Origin of the sequence: Amycolatopsis sp. cmx-4-61 (assembly GCF_046548775.1) — a bacterium.
In the GTDB taxonomy this organism is placed as follows: domain Bacteria; phylum Actinomycetota; class Actinomycetes; order Mycobacteriales; family Pseudonocardiaceae; genus Amycolatopsis.
Genome location: NZ_JAEBEI010000001.1, coordinates 465070 through 480407, shown reverse-complemented (window position 1 = coordinate 480407; position 15338 = coordinate 465070). Strand labels below are relative to the sequence as shown.

Below are 15338 nucleotides of genomic sequence, written 5' to 3'. Positions count from 1 at the left end.
CCCTGGGAGGCTGCTGAATGAACCGGCTGGTGCGCGGCGAAGACGGCCGCGACTGGGTGGTCCGTGCCCAGATGGAATGGCGCGCTCCGGCGACGGCCGACGACTTCGAGCACGACGTCGCGGGCAGCTACGGGCCCGGGATCGCGATGATCGTGGTCACGACGCTGCTGGCCGTGATCCTCATCGTGTGGACGCCCGACCAGGTCAACGTCCCCGCCTGGGTGCTGCTGGCGCTGCTGCTCGTGGTGCTGTTCTTCCCGCTGCGGTGGATCCTGCGCCGTCCGTGGACCGTGGTCGCGGAGACCGAGGGCGACGTGACCGGCGACCGGCCGTCCGAGCGCTGGGTCGGCACCATCCGCGGCATGTTCACCGTGCAGGGCGAGGTCAAGAAGATCTCCAAGACCATCCAGCGGCACTCGCTGCCGGACTTCGACGGGCCGCTTCACCCGGTCGAGTAGGACACTGGTGTCATGCCCGAGCTACCCGAGGTCGAAGCACTGGCTCACCACCTGCGTGAGAACGCCGTGGGCCGGACGATCTTCCGTATCGATGTCGCATCGCTGAGCGTCCTGAAGACGGCGACACCGCCGTGGAACGAGCTGCACGGCCGCGAGATCACCGGCGCGACCCGGCACGGCAAGCACCTCGACGTCGTCGCCGGTGACCTGCACCTGGTCGTCCACCTGGCCCGCGCGGGCTGGCTGCGCTGGTCCGACGGCCTCGCGGCGGCGCCGCTGAAGCCGGGAAAGGGCCCGATCTCGCTGCGGGTGCACCTCGAGTCCGCCACCGGGCCGGGCTTCGACCTCACCGAAGCGGGCACGAAGAAGGGCCTGGCGGTGTGGATCGTCAAGGACCCGCAGGAGATCGCGAGCGTGGCGCGGCTGGGGCCGGACGCGCTCGCCGTGGACGCCGCCCAGCTTGGGGCGCTGTTCGCCGGCAAGAACACCCGGCTGAAGTGGGCGCTGACCGACCAGTCGCTGCTCGCCGGGATCGGCAACGCCTACTCCGACGAGATCATGCACCGCGCGAAGCTCTCGCCGTACGCCACGATCGGCAAGCTCGACGAGGGCGCGCTGGAGACCCTCGCCGAGGCGATCCACGAGATCGAGTCGGACGCCGTCGAGCGGTCGGTGGGGCAGAAGGCGGCCCGGCTCAAGGGCGAGAAGCGGTCGGGTCTGCGGGTCCACGCGCGCACCGGGCTGCCGTGTCCCGTCTGCGGCGACACGATCCGCGAAATATCCTTCGCCGACAAGTCGTTCCAGTACTGCCCGACGTGCCAGACCGGCGGCAAGCCCCTCGCCGATCGCCGCATGTCGCGGCTGCTGAAGTAGCCCCTTCCGGACGCTCGGTAGGGTCTTCCCGACTCTCGGTCAGCGCAGTCGGACAGAAAGTGGGATCAGGCCTTGCACCCGGTCGGTCGAGCGCAGAGCATGGACGCCGTGTCCGGGTTCCCGCTTGCGCAGATCCTTCCGTGGGTTCTGGTGGTGCTGCTCCTCGTCCTGGTGGTCGTGCTGGTCGTGAAGCTGCGCAAACCGGCCAGCGTGGTCGAGGACGCCATGCTCCAGGCGGTCCACCGGATGTCGAAGGCCGCCCCGAACCTCCGCTCGGGCCTGGACGAGGACGCCGCCGACAAGATCACCACGCAGCTGCTGCAGATGCTCGACTGCGTCGCCGTCGGCATCACCGACAGCGAAGGCACGCTGCTGTCCTGGGACGGCGAGGCGAACGAGCACTACGTCGACCTGGTCGAGGCGATCGGCGCGGCGATCCGCAAGCACCGCCGCGAGGTCGTGGCGCACGACCGGATGCCGTGCAACCACCGGGGCACCTGCCGGATGAAGACCGCGGTCATCGTGCCGCTGCTGGTGGAGGGCGAGACGGAGGCGGCGCTGATCGTCGTCGGCCGCACCCGCGGCCGGCTGGTGCAGATGGCCGACGCCGTCGCCCAGTTCGTCTGCACCCAGTTCGAGCTCGCCCGGCTCGACGAGTCCAAGCACCAGCTCCAGCAGGCCGAGATCAAGGCGTTGCGCGCGCAGATCTCGCCGCACTTCGTCTACAACGCGCTCAACACGATTTCGGCGCTGATCCGCACGGACCCCGAAGAGGCGCGAGAGCTGCTTCAGGACTTCGCCGACTTCACGCGTTACTCGTTCCGGACGTCGGGCATGTTCACTTCGCTCGCCGAGGAGCTGCGCAACATCGACCGCTACCTGACCATCGAGAACGCCCGCTTCGGTGGCCGGCTCGAGGTGCGGATGAAGATCGCGCCCGAGGTGCTCAGTGTCGTCGTGCCGTTCCTGATCATCCAGCCGCTGGTGGAGAACGCCGTCAAGCACGGACTGGCCAGCAAGCCCAGCGGCGGCTGCGTCACGGTGATCGCGCAGGACTACGGCACCGAGGCGCTGATCAGCGTCGAGGACGACGGCATCGGGATGGACCCGCGGCGGCTCAACGACCTCAAGAGCGCCCACCGCACCGGCGCGCACGTCGGGCTGGGCAACATCAACCAGCGCATGCAGCAGGTCTTCGGCAGCGACTACGCGGTGATGGTCGAGACGGCGCCCGGCGCGGGCATGAAGGTGACGCTGCGGGTGCCGAAGTTCGTCCCGGGTGTCCGGCCGAACATGCCGGACTACAGCTCCGACGCCGAGGCCGACGTCCCGGCGCAGGGCGGTCCCGCCCAGCTGAACGGCGCCGAGGTCAACGGCGTCAACGGCACGCGCTCCGGCATCCTCCCCACGGGCTGAATCCGGCTAGCCTGGTTTTATGAGCGTTACGGACAAACTGGCTTCGCGGATCCCGGTGCTCGCCGACCGGGTCGAGCGCAAGGACGTCGTGGCCGTGGTGAAGCTGCACGGCGTGATCACGCCGTCGCCGTCGCCGCTGGCCAGGGGCGCGATCAACCTGGCCGCCGTCGAATCGGCGCTGACCAGGGCGTTCGGGCACGAGCGGCTGAAGGCGGTCGCGCTGCTGATCAACTCCCCGGGTGGCGCGCCGACGCAGTCGGGCCTGGTCGCCGAGCGGATCCGGCAGCTGGCCGACGAGAAGGGCGTGCCGGTGCTGGCGTTCTGCGAGGACGTCGCCGCCTCGGGCGGCTACTGGCTGGCCTGCGCGGCCGACGAAATCTACGCGCACCGGACGTCGATGGTCGGCTCGATCGGCGTCATCAGCGGCGGCTTCGGGTTCACCGGCCTCCTGGAGCGCTTCGGCATCGAGCGGCGGCTGCACACGGCGGGCGCGAACAAGTCGCGGCTGGACCCGTTCTCGCCGGAGAAGCCCGAAGACGTCGAGTGGCTGAAGAAGATGCACGCCCAGCTCCACGAGCTGTTCGTGAACTGGGTGAAGGAGCGCCGCGGCGACCGGCTGACGGACTCGGAGGACCTGTTCACCGGCGACGTCTGGCTCGGCGCGAAGGCGGTCGAGCTCGGCCTGGCCGACGGCCTGGGCAGCCTCCGCCAGGTCATCACCGAGCGCTACCCGGACGCGGACATCTCGGTGGCCGAGCCGAAGAAGCCCCTGCTCGCCCGCCTCGGCATCGGCGCGCCGGCGGCGGCGTCGGCGGTGCTGGACGCGGTGACGCAGAAGGCGGCCTGGTCCCGCTTCGGGCTCTGACGCCGATGTCCGGTTCGAGTACTTCCGGGCAGACTTTGTGACCTCTATCACTCTTCTCGGGTAACGCCCCTGGAAACGCGGCAGAGCGTCAGGTCTCCTTGTCGACGGGCTTTGTTGTGAACGGCAACAAATCCGGTCGACAAGGAGGTCGTCCCCGATGCCCCACTCCCGCAGACTCGCCCTCGGCGCGGTGCTCGGCGCCGCGCTCATCGCCGTCCCGCTGACCCTGCCCGCCGCGGCGTCCATCCCGCCGCCCGACGCCGGCTGGACGACGGTGTTCGCCGACGACTTCACCGGCAGCGCCGGCTCCCTGCCGTCGAGCGCGAACTGGATCATCGACACCGGCCACAGCTACCCGGGCGGCCCGGCCAACTGGGGCACCGGCGAGATCCAGAACTACACGTCGAGCACCAGCAACCTCGCCCAGGACGGCAGCGGCAACCTCCGCATCACGCCGTTGCGCGACAGTGCCGGCAACTGGACGTCGGCGCGGGTCGAAACCCAGCGCGCCGACTTCAAGCCGCCGGCCGGCGGGGTCATGCGGATCGAGAGCCGGATCCAGATGCCGAACGTCACCGGCGCCGCCGCGCTCGGCTACTGGCCCGCGTTCTGGGCGCTGGGCGGCCCCTACCGCGGCAACTACTGGAACTGGCCCGCCATCGGCGAGTTCGACATCATGGAGAACGTCAACGGGATGAACTCCGTCTGGGGCGTCCTGCACTGCGGCGTCAACCCGGGCGGCCCGTGCAACGAGACCACCGGCCTGCCGAACAACCGGGCGTGCCCGGGCAGCACCTGCCAGTCGGCCTTCCACACCTACCGCTTCGAATGGGACGCGAGCACCAGCCCGCAGGTCCTCCGCTGGTTCGTCGACGGGCAGCAGTTCCACTCGGTGAGCCAGAACCAGCTCGACGCGACGACGTGGGCGAACATGACCACCCACCAGGGCTACTTCGTGCTGCTGAACCTCGCCATCGGCGGCGCGTTCCCGAACAACAACTCAGGCACGACCACGCCGGGGCCGGGGATCGTGCCGGGACGTCCGATGGTCGTCGACTACGTCACGGTCACCACCCGCGGCGGTGGAGGCGGCACGACCCCGCCCACCACGACCCCGCCCACCACGACAACTCCCGGCGGCGGGACCAGCGCGTACAGCACCATCCAGGCCGAGTCGTTCAGCCAGCAGTCGGGTGTGTTCACCGAGGCCACGTCCGACACCGGTGGCGGTCAGGACATCGGGGCGCTGGCCAACGGCGACTGGGCGCTCTACGGAGGAGTCGACTTCGGCAGCTCGGCGGCCACGAACTTCCAGGCCCGCGTCGCGTCCGGGGCGGCGGCCGGCGTCAGCGGGCTCATCGAGGTGCGGCTCGACAGCCGGTCCAACGCGCCGATCGGCAGCTTCGCCGTCGGCAACACGGGCGGCTGGCAGAGCTGGCGGACCGTCCCGGCGAACATCGGCGCGGTCACCGGCGTGCACAACGTGTACCTCACGTTCACGAGCGGCCAGCCCGCGGATTTCGTGAACCTCAACTGGTTCACTTTCGTGCACTGAGACGGGGGACCCCGCGGTTCCGGCCGCGGGGTCCCGCACTCGATGCGGACGGGGGCTGGACATTGCACTCGGCAATGGGCAGGATGCGTTTCACTGTGAGTGCTCACGATGACACCCGGAAACTCGTGGTCCTGGCCGTGGACGACGAGCCGAACGGTCTTGACGAACTCGTCCACTGCCTGCGCAACAGCCCGCACGTGGCGAAGGTGTTCCCGGCGATCGACGCCTCCGAGGCGCTGCGGTTGCTGTCCACCGACGACCCGCGGCTGCGCGAGCGCAAGGACCGCGGCCTGCCGATCGTCGACGCCGTCTTCGCGGACATCGACATGCCGGGCCTGTCCGGGATGGAGATGTCGCGCGTGTTCGCCGCGCTGCGGCCTTCGCCCGCGCTGGTGTTCGTCACCGGGCACGCCGAAGAAGCCGTCAACGCCTTCGACCTCGGCGCCCTCGACTACGTGCTGAAGCCCTACCAGCAGGACCGCCTCGACCGCGCCATCACGCGCGTGATGGAGAAGCTGGCCGCCGCCGCGGCGCCCCCACCCGGCGCACTGGGTGGTGAGCCGGTCAAGAACGACGACGAGGTCATCCCCGTCGAGCTGGCCGGCACCACCAAGCTCATCCCGCGCTCCTCGGTCCGCTGGGTCGAGGCGCAGGGCGACTACGCGCGGCTGTTCACCACCGAAGGCAGCCACCTGGTCCGCATCCCGCTCGCCCAGCTGGAAGAGCGGTGGGAGAAGGCCGGGTTCGTCCGGATCCACCGGTCGTTCCTGGTCGCCCTGCCGCTGATCACCGAGCTGCGCATGGGGCAGGGCGGCTACCAGGTCGTCATCGGCAACGAGGAGAAGGTCCTGCCGGTGAGCCGGCGGCACACCCGCGCGCTGAAGGACCGGCTGGTCGGTTCGGGCCGGAACGGCTGAGCCGGGCCCGGCCATGACCGACGACTTCTACGAGCGCCGCGCGAACGGCGTCCGCGAACCGGATCCGACCCTCGGCAGGCGCGGCCGGCAGCGGCCCCTGCCGCAGCCGGCCGACCGGGCCGTCGTCGAACCCCTGCCGCCGGCGCCGGAGAACGAGCCGCCGAAGCCGGAACACCACGCGAAACCCAAGCGGGAACGGGTGATCCTCGCCGACCCGCGCCGCGGCGCCGGCACCCTGCGCGCCCGCGTCGAGCTGGAGGAGCAGACCAGCTGGGGGAAACTGCTCGTCCGCGACCACCTGGTGAAGGTGCAGCTGCGGACGGCGTTGCTGCTCTCGCTGCTCGTCGTCGGCGTCTTCGGCGCGCTGCCCGCGCTCTTCTACCTCGTGCCCGGGTTCTCGCGGGCCAGCCTGCTGGGCATCCCGGTGGCCTGGCTCATCCTCGGCGTGCTGCCGTTCCCGTTCCTCTTCGGCGTCGGGATCTGGTACAACCGGCTGGCCGAACGCAACGAACGCGCGTTCGTGGACATGATCGAAAACTAGTTTCGCACACTGAGGCTTATTCAGCCGTCGGCCGCTGCACGGCGTCCACCTTGATCACCGGTCTGTGTGCGGGCGGCAGCGGCCTGACCAGAATAAGCCCCTCTCGTGCGAGGATTCCTCCCGTGCAGTTGAACCCGTGGGCCTTGACCGGCATCGTGCTGGTCGCCGTGGTGACGCCCTACCTCGGTCTCCGCTCCTCGCGGTCGGCGACGAGCACGCACGATTTCCTGGTCGCGCGGCGCACGGTGCGGTCCCGCCGCAACGCCGCCGCGATCTCCGGCGAGTACCTGTCCGCGGCGTCGTTCCTCGGCATCGCCGGGATCGTGCTCAAGGACGGCGCCGACGCGTTGTGGTTCCCGATCGGGTTCACCGCGGGGTACCTCGCGCTGATGCTGTTCGTGGCGGCGCCGCTGCGCCGGTCCGGGGCCTACACGCTGCCCGACTTCGTCGAAATGCGGCTCGGCTCCCAGGGGCTGCGCCGGTTCTCCACGGCGTTCGTCGTCTTCATCGGGATCCTGTACATGGCCCCGCAGCTGCAGGGCGCCGGCCTGACCCTGGCGACGGTCCTGCCCGTGCCGGCCTGGGTGGGGGCGATCGCGGTGATGATCGTGGTCACCGTCAACGTGATCTCCGGCGGGATGCGCGCGATCACCGTGGTCCAGGCCTTCCAGTACTGGGTCAAGCTGTTCGCGATCTCGGTGCCCGCGTTCGTGCTCTGCATGGTCTTCTTCACCGGCGGCGGTCCCGACGGGTTCCGGCCGCTGGGCTCGCCCGCCCCGCCGGTGTTCGTCCACGACACCACGGTCGACGTGCAGACCGACGTGACGCTGCACGTCACCTCGGACACCTACTTCTACGCCTACGGCCGCACCGACAACGGCCCGGCGGCCGGCCCGACCCACTGGACCCCGCTGGCGCCGCACACGGTCTCCGAAGGCACGAAGCTGAAGTTCATGGCCGGCACGCCGGTCCCGGTGGTCAGCGATTCGGTCGCCGGCAACGCGGACTGGCTGCACCCGGGGTCGGGCAGCCTCACCGACCTGCTCCAGACGTACTCGCTGATGTTCGCGACGTTCCTCGGCACCATGGGCCTGCCGCACGTGCTGGTCCGCTTCTACACCAACCCGGACGGCAAGGCCGCCCGCCGCACGACCGTGCACGTCCTGCTGCTGCTGGGGCTGTTCTACCTGTTCCCGACCCTGCTGGGCGCGCTCTCGCGGATGTACGTCCCCGAGCTGCTGGTGACCGGCAAGGCGGACGCGGCGATCCTGCAGCTGCCCTCGGCGATCCTGCCGGGCGTCGGCGGCCAGATCCTCGGCGCGGTCACCGCGGCCGGTGCGTTCTCCGCGTTCCTGTCCAGCACGTCCGGGCTGCTGGTGAGCGTCGCCGGGGTGGTGTCGACCGACCTGCTGCCCGGCCGGGTGCGGGACTTCCGGATCGCGGCCGCGCTGGTCGCGCTGTTCCCGATCGCGCTGGCGGTCGCGCTGCGGCCGGAGGACATCTCGCTGTCGATCGGGCTGACGTTCGCGCTCGCGGCGTCGACGTTCAGCCCGCTGCTGGTGCTGGGCATCTGGTGGCGCAAGCTGTCCTGGCCGGGCGCGCTGGCCGGGATGTTCGTCGGCGGTGGGCTGGTGCTGGCCGCGCTGGCGGTCAACGTCGTGAGCGGCTACACCGGCGGCTGGGCACCCTGGTTCGTCAACCAGCCGGCGCTGATCACGGTCCCGGCGGCCTTCGTGACGACGTACCTGGTCAGCCGCGTGACCGGGTACGGGCGCCCGGAGCACGTCCACGACATCATGCTGCGGCTGCACGCGCCGGATCCGCTCGGCTTCATGCGGGACAGGGCCGTCGCGCGGTTCGGCCAAGCCGAAGAGAAGACCCGCGTCGCCGGGCGCGGACGGCACCGCAAGTGATGCGCTGACCTCACGCGCGGGCAACGCCTTCCCATGGCAGCATGGGGATCGTGGTGAGCCCTGCTGAACTGCCGACCGCCGAGGTCCGCGACCTGCCCACGGACGGCCTTGTGCTGCTCGATGTCCGCGAAGACGACGAGTGGGCCGCCGGGCACGCGCCCGGCGCGGTGCACATCCCGATGGGGGAGCTGCCCGCCCGCGTGGGTGAACTGGCCGATCTGCCCGACGACCAGCCGATCCACGTGATCTGCCGCAGCGGCGGCCGGTCCGCGCGGGCGGCGGCGTGGCTGAACCAGAGCGGCTGGGACGCGGTGAACGTGGCCGGCGGCATGGGCGCGTGGCAGCGGGAAGGCCGCCCGATGGTCGGCGAGCACCCCGGCATCGAACCCGAAGTGATCTAGCGTTGCACCCGGGTCAGCCTCCTGCCGGGCAGCCGTACCCGCCCGGGTACTGGCCGCGCCAGGCCCCGCCTCCGACAGCGCAGCAGCTGCAGGGCCGGACGCTGGCCGGCCAGCCGGAGCCGTACCCGTACCACCGCCGCCCGGTGCACCGGCCGAGGCTGCGCTGGGTGGCGACCCCGCCGCCCGGCGCGTGGCCGCGCCGCCGTGTCGTGGCGCCGGAGCCGTACCTCGGCCCGCCCTCGTACCCCGTGCCGCCGCGGTGGGGGTTCCCGAACCTGGTCTGGCGGCGCCCGACGTCGGTGCCCGGCACGGCGTCCGACGAGATCCGCCCGATCGACCGGGTACCGGTGCTGAGCCGGAGCGTGGTCGTCGTCCTCTTCGCCTTCGCGGTGCTCGCCCTGGCCGCGGCGAGCGCGGAGATCTGGCGGTACGTGCTGCTCGTCCAGGGCCGCGACTCCGCGCTGTCCCGCTCGGTCGTGGCGTTTTCCGACGGCTTCGTGCTCGCCGCGGGCCTGCTCGCCTCGATCCTCGCGCTGCTGCCCGCCGCGCTGTCGCTCTGGTGGCTGCTGGTCGCGCGCCAAGCGGCGGCGGACGTGTCGGGCGACGACCCGCCGCGGCCGGTGTGGCAGGTGCTGGTCGGCGTCCTCGTGCCGGTGGCGAACCTGCCGCTGGCGCTGTCGGTCGTCGGCGAGCTGGAGCACGCGGTGCTGGGCCGCCCGCGTGACGTCCGGCCGAAGCCGTCGCGGCAGGTCCTCGTGTGGTGGGGCGCCTGGCTGCTGAACTGGGTGCTGCTGGGCGTTTCGATCGCCTGGCGCTTCCGCGACGACGTGCAGTCGATGGCCGACAGCGTCGTCCTGGTCGCGCTGACCGACCTTTCCGCCGCCGCGCTGGCGGTGGTGACGGCCCTGGTGGTGCGGCGGTTCTCCGCCTTGCTGGCGCCGTCGGACGCCCGGGCCGTGCGCGAGATGCGCGTGCTGAAGGTCCAGGGTGCGCCCGAGCCGGAACTGCGGACTTCGCGGCCGGCCGGCGCCGCGCGTTAGTAGCGGCCGAAAGCCGGTTCGAGCTGGTCGAAGGCCTGTTCGGCGAGGGGCCAGACCGCGTCGACGACCGTCTTCTTGTCCTCGACCTCGAGCGTCCGGTCGAAGACCTCCTGGAAGAGCACGCGCAGGACCGTGGTGAGGTGCGCGGCGGCGAGCGTCGGACCGAGCTCGTCCGCGGGGTGGCGCCGGACGAGGAGGTCGGTGAGCGCCGCCTCGCGCTCGCGGTGCATCTCGTGCAGCGCGTTGGTCAGGACCGGGCTCTCCTTGATCATCCGCACGAAACCGGGGCCGGAGAAGCCGGCCAGCGCGTGTTCGGCGCCCAGCGCTTCGAAGTAGAGCTCGCGCGTGTCGTGGAAGGCGCTGTCGCGGATCAGGGCGGCGGGCCAGGAAGCGAAGTCGGCGCGGATGTCGAAGACCAGGTCTTCCTTGCGCGGGAAGTGGTTCGTCACGGTCATCTTGGCGACCCGCGCCTCGGCGGCGATGTCCGCGATCGTCACGTCCTCGAAGCCGTTCCGGATGAACAGCCGCGTGGCGACGTCGGAGATGGTCCTCCTGGTCTCGTGCTTCTTCTGGGCACGAAGTCCCTCGCTCATGCGCTCACTCTACTGGGTCGAACCCAAGATTGTGCTTGACCCATTTACTTGGTCGGACCTAATCTGAGGTTCGACCTAATCACCTTGGGGGGTGAGTGCATGACGACGGCCATCCGTCCCGATACGGCGTTGTGGCGGCTCGGCGGTGTGTTGATCATGGGTGCGGTGCTGTCGATCCTCGACGCGACGATCGTGACCGTCGGGATCGATTCGATCGCGCGTGACCTGCGCAGTCCGCTGACCACGGTGCAGTGGGTGGCGAGCGCGTACCTGCTGGCGGCCTCGGTGGCGATCCCGCTGTCGGGCTGGCTGACCGACCGGTTCGGCGGCCGGGCGGTCTGGCTGACCGCGGTGGCGATCTTCACCGCGGGCACGCTGCTGTGCGGCTTCGCCTGGTCCGCGCCGGCCCTGGTGGCGTTCCGGGTGCTGCACGGGCTGGGCGGCGGGCTGATGCAGCCGGTCGGGCAGGCGGTGTTCGCACAGGCGGCGGGGCCGGCCCTGGGCCGGATGATCGGGATCATCACCCTGCCGGCGACGGTGGCGCCGGTGCTGGGCCCGATGCTCGGCGGTGCGCTGGTGGCGGACCTCGGGTGGCGTTGGATGTTCTTCGGGATCGTCCCGCTGGGCGTGGCGACGTTCCTCTGCGCGCGCCGGCTCCTCCCGGTTGCTCCACCGGACGGCCCGCACGCTCCGCTGGACGTCCGGGGCCTCGCCCTGCTTTCGCCCGGGCTCGGCGCGGTCGTCTACGGCTTGGCCGAGGGCGTGACCGTCGCCTGGGTGGCCGGGGCGGCACTGCTGGTGGCGTACGGCGTCCACGCCTCCCGAGCGGCTTCGCCGGTCCTCGACCTGAAGTTGTTCCGCAACAAGGGGTTCGCGGTCGGGAGCGCGAGCACGTTCCTGCTGGGAGCGTCGCTGTACAGCTCGATGCTGCTGCTTCCCCTGTACTACCAGCAGGTGGAGCAGGCGAGCGCGTTGCGGGCCGGGTTGCTGCTGGCCCCGCAGGCCCTCGGCTCGGCGGCGGTCCTGCTGGCGAGCGGCCCGCTCTTGGCCCGCTTCGGGCCGCGCCGGATGCTGCTGACCGGGATCGCGCTGTCCCTGCTGGGCACGATCGCGTTCACCCAGCTCGGCTCGGCGCCCGGCGCTGCCCTGCTGACACTGTCCCTCCTGATCCGCGGCGTCGGCTTGGGCGCGGCGACGGCTCCGGGCATGACGACGCTGTACGGCTCGCTCGAGCGGTCCCGCATCCCCCGGGCGGCGAGCGCGTTCAACGTGGTCAACCGCATCGGCGGCTCGCTGGGCACCGCCCTGCTGGCCGCGGTCCTCCACCGTGAGCTGACGGCCGCGTCGGCGCCCGCGGCGTTCGGCACCACGTTCACGTGGGCACTGGCGCTGTCGGCGCTGACCTTGGTCCCCGCCCTTTTCTTCCCCCCGAGGAGCACCCGGTGACTTTCCGCCTGTTGAGCGTCCACGCCCACCCGGACGACGAGTCCAGCAAGGGCGCGGCCACCTTGGCGCGCTACGCGGCCGAAGGCGTCGAGGTCCTGGTCGCCACCTGCACCGGCGGCGAACGCGGCGACATCCTGAACCCGGCCCTGGACACGCCCGAGACCCGCGCCGACCTCCCGGCGATCCGCCGCCGCGAGATGGCGGCGGCCGCCGCCGTCCTGGGCGTCCGCCACCGCTTTCTGGGGCTGGTCGACTCGGGCTTGCCTGGACCCGGCGAGCCGTTGCCCGAGGGCAGCTTCGCGGCCCTGCCCCTGACGGAGGCGGCGGCGCCGCTGGTGGCCCTGATCCGCGAGTTCCGCCCCCACGTGGTGATCACGTACGACGAAACCGGCGGCTACCCCCACCCGGACCACATCCGCACCCACGAGGTGACGGTCGAGGCGTTCACGGCCGCCGCCGACCCGGCTCGCTACCCCGGCACGGGCCAGCCGTGGCAGCCCCAGAAGCTGTACTACCAAGCCACCCTGAGTCGCGCGTGGTTCGAGGCCATCCACGAGGCCACCCTGGCCGCCGGCCTGGAGTCGGCAATGGCCGAAGTCCTGACCGAGCTCCCGCCCGACAAGCTCCCGATCACCACCCGCATCCGCTGCGAGGCCCACTTTTCAACCCGCGACGAAGCCCTCCTGGCCCACGCCACGCAAGTAGACCCGACCCACCCGTTTTTCGCCCACTCACGAGAAATCGAGCGCCAGGCCTGGCCCCACGAGGACTACCACCTGGCCCACCCCACCCCCGCCCCCACCCTCGAGGACGACCTCTTCACCGGAGTAACCCCATGAACCCCGTGTCGACCCTCCAATCACGCATGATGTCTCTCCAATCACGCGAGATGACTCCCCAATCACGCGAGATGCCCTCCCAACCACGCGAGATCCGCCTTCACTCACGCGAGATCCGGCTGGGATCACGCGAGTTCCGCTTTCCCCGCATGCGAGTCCGGACCCGAGTCACGCGAGTTCCGCCGCGGATCCCGCGAGTTCGGGCCGGAATCACGTGAGGCCCGGCCGGAGTCACCCGACATCCGGCCGAAACCCACTCACCCGGTGACCCGGAGCTCCCGCAACCCGCGGATGACGAACTCCGGCCGCCGCGGCGGAGTCCCCACCAACCGCAAGCCCGGCAGCTTCTCCGTCAGCGCACTCAACGCGGCGGCGATCTCCACCCGAGCGAGAGGAGCACCCACGCAGTAGTGAATTCCCAGGCCGAACCCGAGGTGGGCGTTCGGCGTCCGGCCGATGTCCAGGCGGTCCGGCGCGTCGAACACCTTCGGGTCGCGGGCCGCGGCGCCCAGCAGTGCGCCGATCTTCTCGCCACGGCGGACGACATGTCCGCAGATCGACACGTCCTCGGTCGCCGTTCGCTCGAACAGCTGCAGTGGCGCGTCGAAGCGGATCAGCTCCTCGACACACGAATCCAGAAGGGCAGGTGAGGCCAGCAGGCGCTCCCACTGGTCCCGGTGCGTGAGCAGGGCCGTGATGCCGTTGCCGAGCACGTTGACCGTCGCCTCGTGGCCGGCCATCAGCAACAACACCGCCGTCGCGACCAGCTCGTCCGGTGTCAGCTCGCTGCGCAACAAGTCGCTGATGATGTCCTCGCCCGGTGCTTCCGCGCGGGCCGAAGCGACCGAGCGGACGTACGAGACGAACTCGGCGGACGCCCGCTCGGCGGCGTCGCGTCCCTCCTCCGGGAGGCCGTACTCGTACATCTTCACGATCGCGTTGGACAGCTCGACCATGCGCGGCCCGTCGGTGCCCGGGACGCCCAGGAGCTCGGCGATCACCGCGACCGGCAGCGGCTGGGCGAGGTGCTCGAGGAGGTCGGCGCTGCCGTCGGCGGCGATGGCGGCCGCCAGGTCGTCGACCATCCGGGCGGCGAGCGTGGCCACCATCGGGCGCAGCCGTTGTACGTGGCCGCGGCCGAAGGCGCCCGCGATCAGGCGCCTGAGCCTCGTGTGCGCCGGCGGCTCGTTCTCCAGGAGCGAGTTGCGGTGCAGGAGGTTGAACGAGGCGAACCGCTCGAGCGGCTGGGCGTCCTGCCAGATCCGGCCCAGGCCGCGGTGGCGCAGCACCGCCGACGACGCGGCGTGCGACACCGCGATGGCGATGCCGAGGCCGTCGTGGAAATGGACTTCGCCTTCCGCGCGCAGGGCGGCGAACGCCGGGTACGGGTCTGCCAGGAACGCGGGATCGCGGGGGTCGAACACGTCGCGAGACTAACCCTTCGATAGCGTCTGAAGCCGAGCCAGAGGAGGCAGCAGTGGGCAAGGGCGCGCGCAAGAAGGGTCCCAAGCAGGCGTCGGACCGCAAGCCGAAGGTGCGCGACGTCTTCGTCGGCCAGCCGTTCGAAGGGCTGGCGGCGGAGCCCGAGCTGATCGCGCTGCGCGAGTTCGTGCCGTCCGCGACGGCCCAGCTCACCCTCGCCGACGGCGGGGACGTCACCCTCGGGACCGTGCTGCCCATGGCGGCGGCCGCGTTCGTCCGCTCGGACGGCCGGCGCTACCTCGGCCTGCAGGTGCAGACCCGCTCGTCCGACATCAGCCGTGACCTCGGCCGGTCGCTGAAGTGGCTGCTGGACGCCAAGGAGGGCGACGTCCTCGGGGTGCCGGACACCACCACCCCGCCGTCCGCCGACGAGCACGCGCGCCTGCAGGACCTGCTGTCGCCGGACGCCGAACTCGACGTCACGCTGCACAAGGACTTCGGCTGGTGGCTGCCCGAAGACGCGGACGCGACCGGGGACGTCGCGGTGTCGCTCGAGCGGGCGAACGCCGCCATCATGCCCACCGAACGGCTCGGCTCCGGCGCCTACTGGGTGCTCGCCGGCGAGAAGGCCCACCTGCGGTGGGTCCGGCCGGAGCCGGAGAACCTGCTGCTCCAGGCCCTGGCCCGGCTGTCCGCGGCCGGGGAGCTCGCCCTCGGCGAAGGCTCGCGTTACGCGGGCTCGTTCCGGGCGCACGGCCTGCTCGTCCCGGTCTGGGACCTCGACCCCGAGGCCCACGCCCGCGAGTGGGCGGAGGCGAAGGACGCCCTCGGTGCCCGGCTCGAGACGGCGTTGAAGTCGCTCGACGACGAGCCGCTGAACGCCGCCGAGCGGCGGGCGCGGGACGGCCTCATCGGCCGTCAGCTCACCTTGCGCTGACCCAGGGCGCCCGGCGCCGGACCACCGGTACGCATCGGTGGTCTTTCACGCGCTCGATGAGCGTTCAACCAGGCATTATGTGGCGCACGAGACACCGCCGCCGGATCGCGCCGGTGGGACCA

The 15338-nt window shown here is 71.2% G+C and carries 15 protein-coding genes; 13 read left to right on the top strand and 2 right to left on the bottom strand.

The window, feature by feature from the left end; all coding sequences use genetic code 11:
- Window positions 1–17 precede the first annotated feature (17 nt).
- From ACLJOU_RS02395 to ACLJOU_RS02350, 10 genes are all read left to right on the top strand, one after another.
- Window positions 18–458, top strand: a complete 441-nt coding sequence (locus ACLJOU_RS02395; RefSeq protein ID WP_308671751.1) for a DUF983 domain-containing protein — start codon at window positions 18–20, stop codon at window positions 456–458.
- A gap of 12 nt (window positions 459–470) precedes the next feature.
- Entirely contained in the window at window positions 471–1331 is an 861-nt protein-coding gene (locus ACLJOU_RS02390) for an Fpg/Nei family DNA glycosylase (protein WP_410562593.1), read from the top strand.
- Between the two features lie 99 nt (window positions 1332–1430).
- Window positions 1431–2747: a histidine kinase gene (locus ACLJOU_RS02385; RefSeq protein WP_410562591.1), complete on the top strand. Its 1317-nt coding sequence runs from the start codon at window positions 1431–1433 to the stop codon at window positions 2745–2747.
- A gap of 19 nt (window positions 2748–2766) precedes the next feature.
- Window positions 2767–3612 carry a S49 family peptidase gene (locus tag ACLJOU_RS02380; protein WP_410562589.1) on the top strand — a complete coding sequence of 282 codons (846 nt, stop codon included), beginning with the start codon at window positions 2767–2769 and terminating at the stop codon, window positions 3610–3612.
- Between the two features lie 157 nt (window positions 3613–3769).
- On the top strand, window positions 3770–5167 hold the full coding sequence (locus ACLJOU_RS02375; protein WP_410562588.1) for a glycoside hydrolase family 16 protein: 1398 nt from the start codon (window positions 3770–3772) through the stop codon (window positions 5165–5167).
- Between the two features lie 83 nt (window positions 5168–5250).
- Window positions 5251–6084: a LytR/AlgR family response regulator transcription factor gene (locus tag ACLJOU_RS02370; RefSeq protein ID WP_410562585.1), complete on the top strand. Its 834-nt coding sequence runs from the start codon at window positions 5251–5253 to the stop codon at window positions 6082–6084.
- Between the two features lie 13 nt (window positions 6085–6097).
- Window positions 6098–6625 carry a hypothetical protein gene (locus ACLJOU_RS02365; protein ID WP_410562583.1) on the top strand — a complete coding sequence of 176 codons (528 nt, stop codon included), beginning with the start codon at window positions 6098–6100 and terminating at the stop codon, window positions 6623–6625.
- Between the two features lie 122 nt (window positions 6626–6747).
- Window positions 6748–8538 (top strand): cation acetate symporter, encoded by a 1791-nt coding sequence (locus ACLJOU_RS02360; RefSeq protein ID WP_410562582.1) that lies wholly within the window; start codon window positions 6748–6750, stop codon window positions 8536–8538.
- A 41-nt stretch (window positions 8539–8579) separates the two neighbouring features.
- A complete protein-coding gene (locus ACLJOU_RS02355) occupies window positions 8580–8939 on the top strand; it encodes a rhodanese-like domain-containing protein (RefSeq protein WP_410562579.1) in 360 nt (119 codons plus the stop codon).
- A gap of 2 nt (window positions 8940–8941) precedes the next feature.
- Window positions 8942–9979 (top strand): DUF4328 domain-containing protein, encoded by a 1038-nt coding sequence (locus tag ACLJOU_RS02350; protein ID WP_410562577.1) that lies wholly within the window; start codon window positions 8942–8944, stop codon window positions 9977–9979.
- Here the strand turns inward: ACLJOU_RS02350 and ACLJOU_RS02345 are convergent.
- The gene (locus ACLJOU_RS02345) at window positions 9976–10572 is read right to left on the bottom strand and encodes a TetR/AcrR family transcriptional regulator (RefSeq protein ID WP_410562576.1); all 597 of its coding nucleotides are present in this window, start codon (window positions 10570–10572) and stop codon (window positions 9976–9978) included. The genes ACLJOU_RS02350 and ACLJOU_RS02345 overlap by 4 nt on opposite strands.
- 99 nt (window positions 10573–10671) lie before the next feature.
- Here ACLJOU_RS02345 and ACLJOU_RS02340 point away from each other — a divergent pair, with 99 nt between their 5' ends.
- Together ACLJOU_RS02340 and mca are read left to right on the top strand one after the other, a co-directional pair.
- A complete protein-coding gene (locus ACLJOU_RS02340; RefSeq protein ID WP_410562573.1) occupies window positions 10672–12018 on the top strand; it encodes a DHA2 family efflux MFS transporter permease subunit in 1347 nt (448 codons plus the stop codon).
- Window positions 12015–12857 (top strand): mycothiol conjugate amidase Mca, encoded by an 843-nt coding sequence (gene mca, locus ACLJOU_RS02335; RefSeq protein ID WP_410562570.1) that lies wholly within the window; start codon window positions 12015–12017, stop codon window positions 12855–12857. The genes ACLJOU_RS02340 and mca overlap by 4 nt, the downstream gene beginning before the upstream one ends.
- 257 nt (window positions 12858–13114) lie before the next feature.
- Here the strand turns inward: mca and ACLJOU_RS02330 are convergent, their stop codons facing one another.
- On the bottom strand, window positions 13115–14281 hold the full coding sequence (locus tag ACLJOU_RS02330) for a cytochrome P450 (RefSeq protein WP_410562569.1): 1167 nt from the start codon (window positions 14279–14281) through the stop codon (window positions 13115–13117).
- A gap of 53 nt (window positions 14282–14334) precedes the next feature.
- Between ACLJOU_RS02330 and ACLJOU_RS02325 the strand changes: the two genes are divergently transcribed.
- Window positions 14335–15216 (top strand): DUF5926 family protein, encoded by an 882-nt coding sequence (locus ACLJOU_RS02325; protein WP_410562567.1) that lies wholly within the window; start codon window positions 14335–14337, stop codon window positions 15214–15216.
- The last annotated feature ends 122 nt before the right edge of the window (window positions 15217–15338 follow it).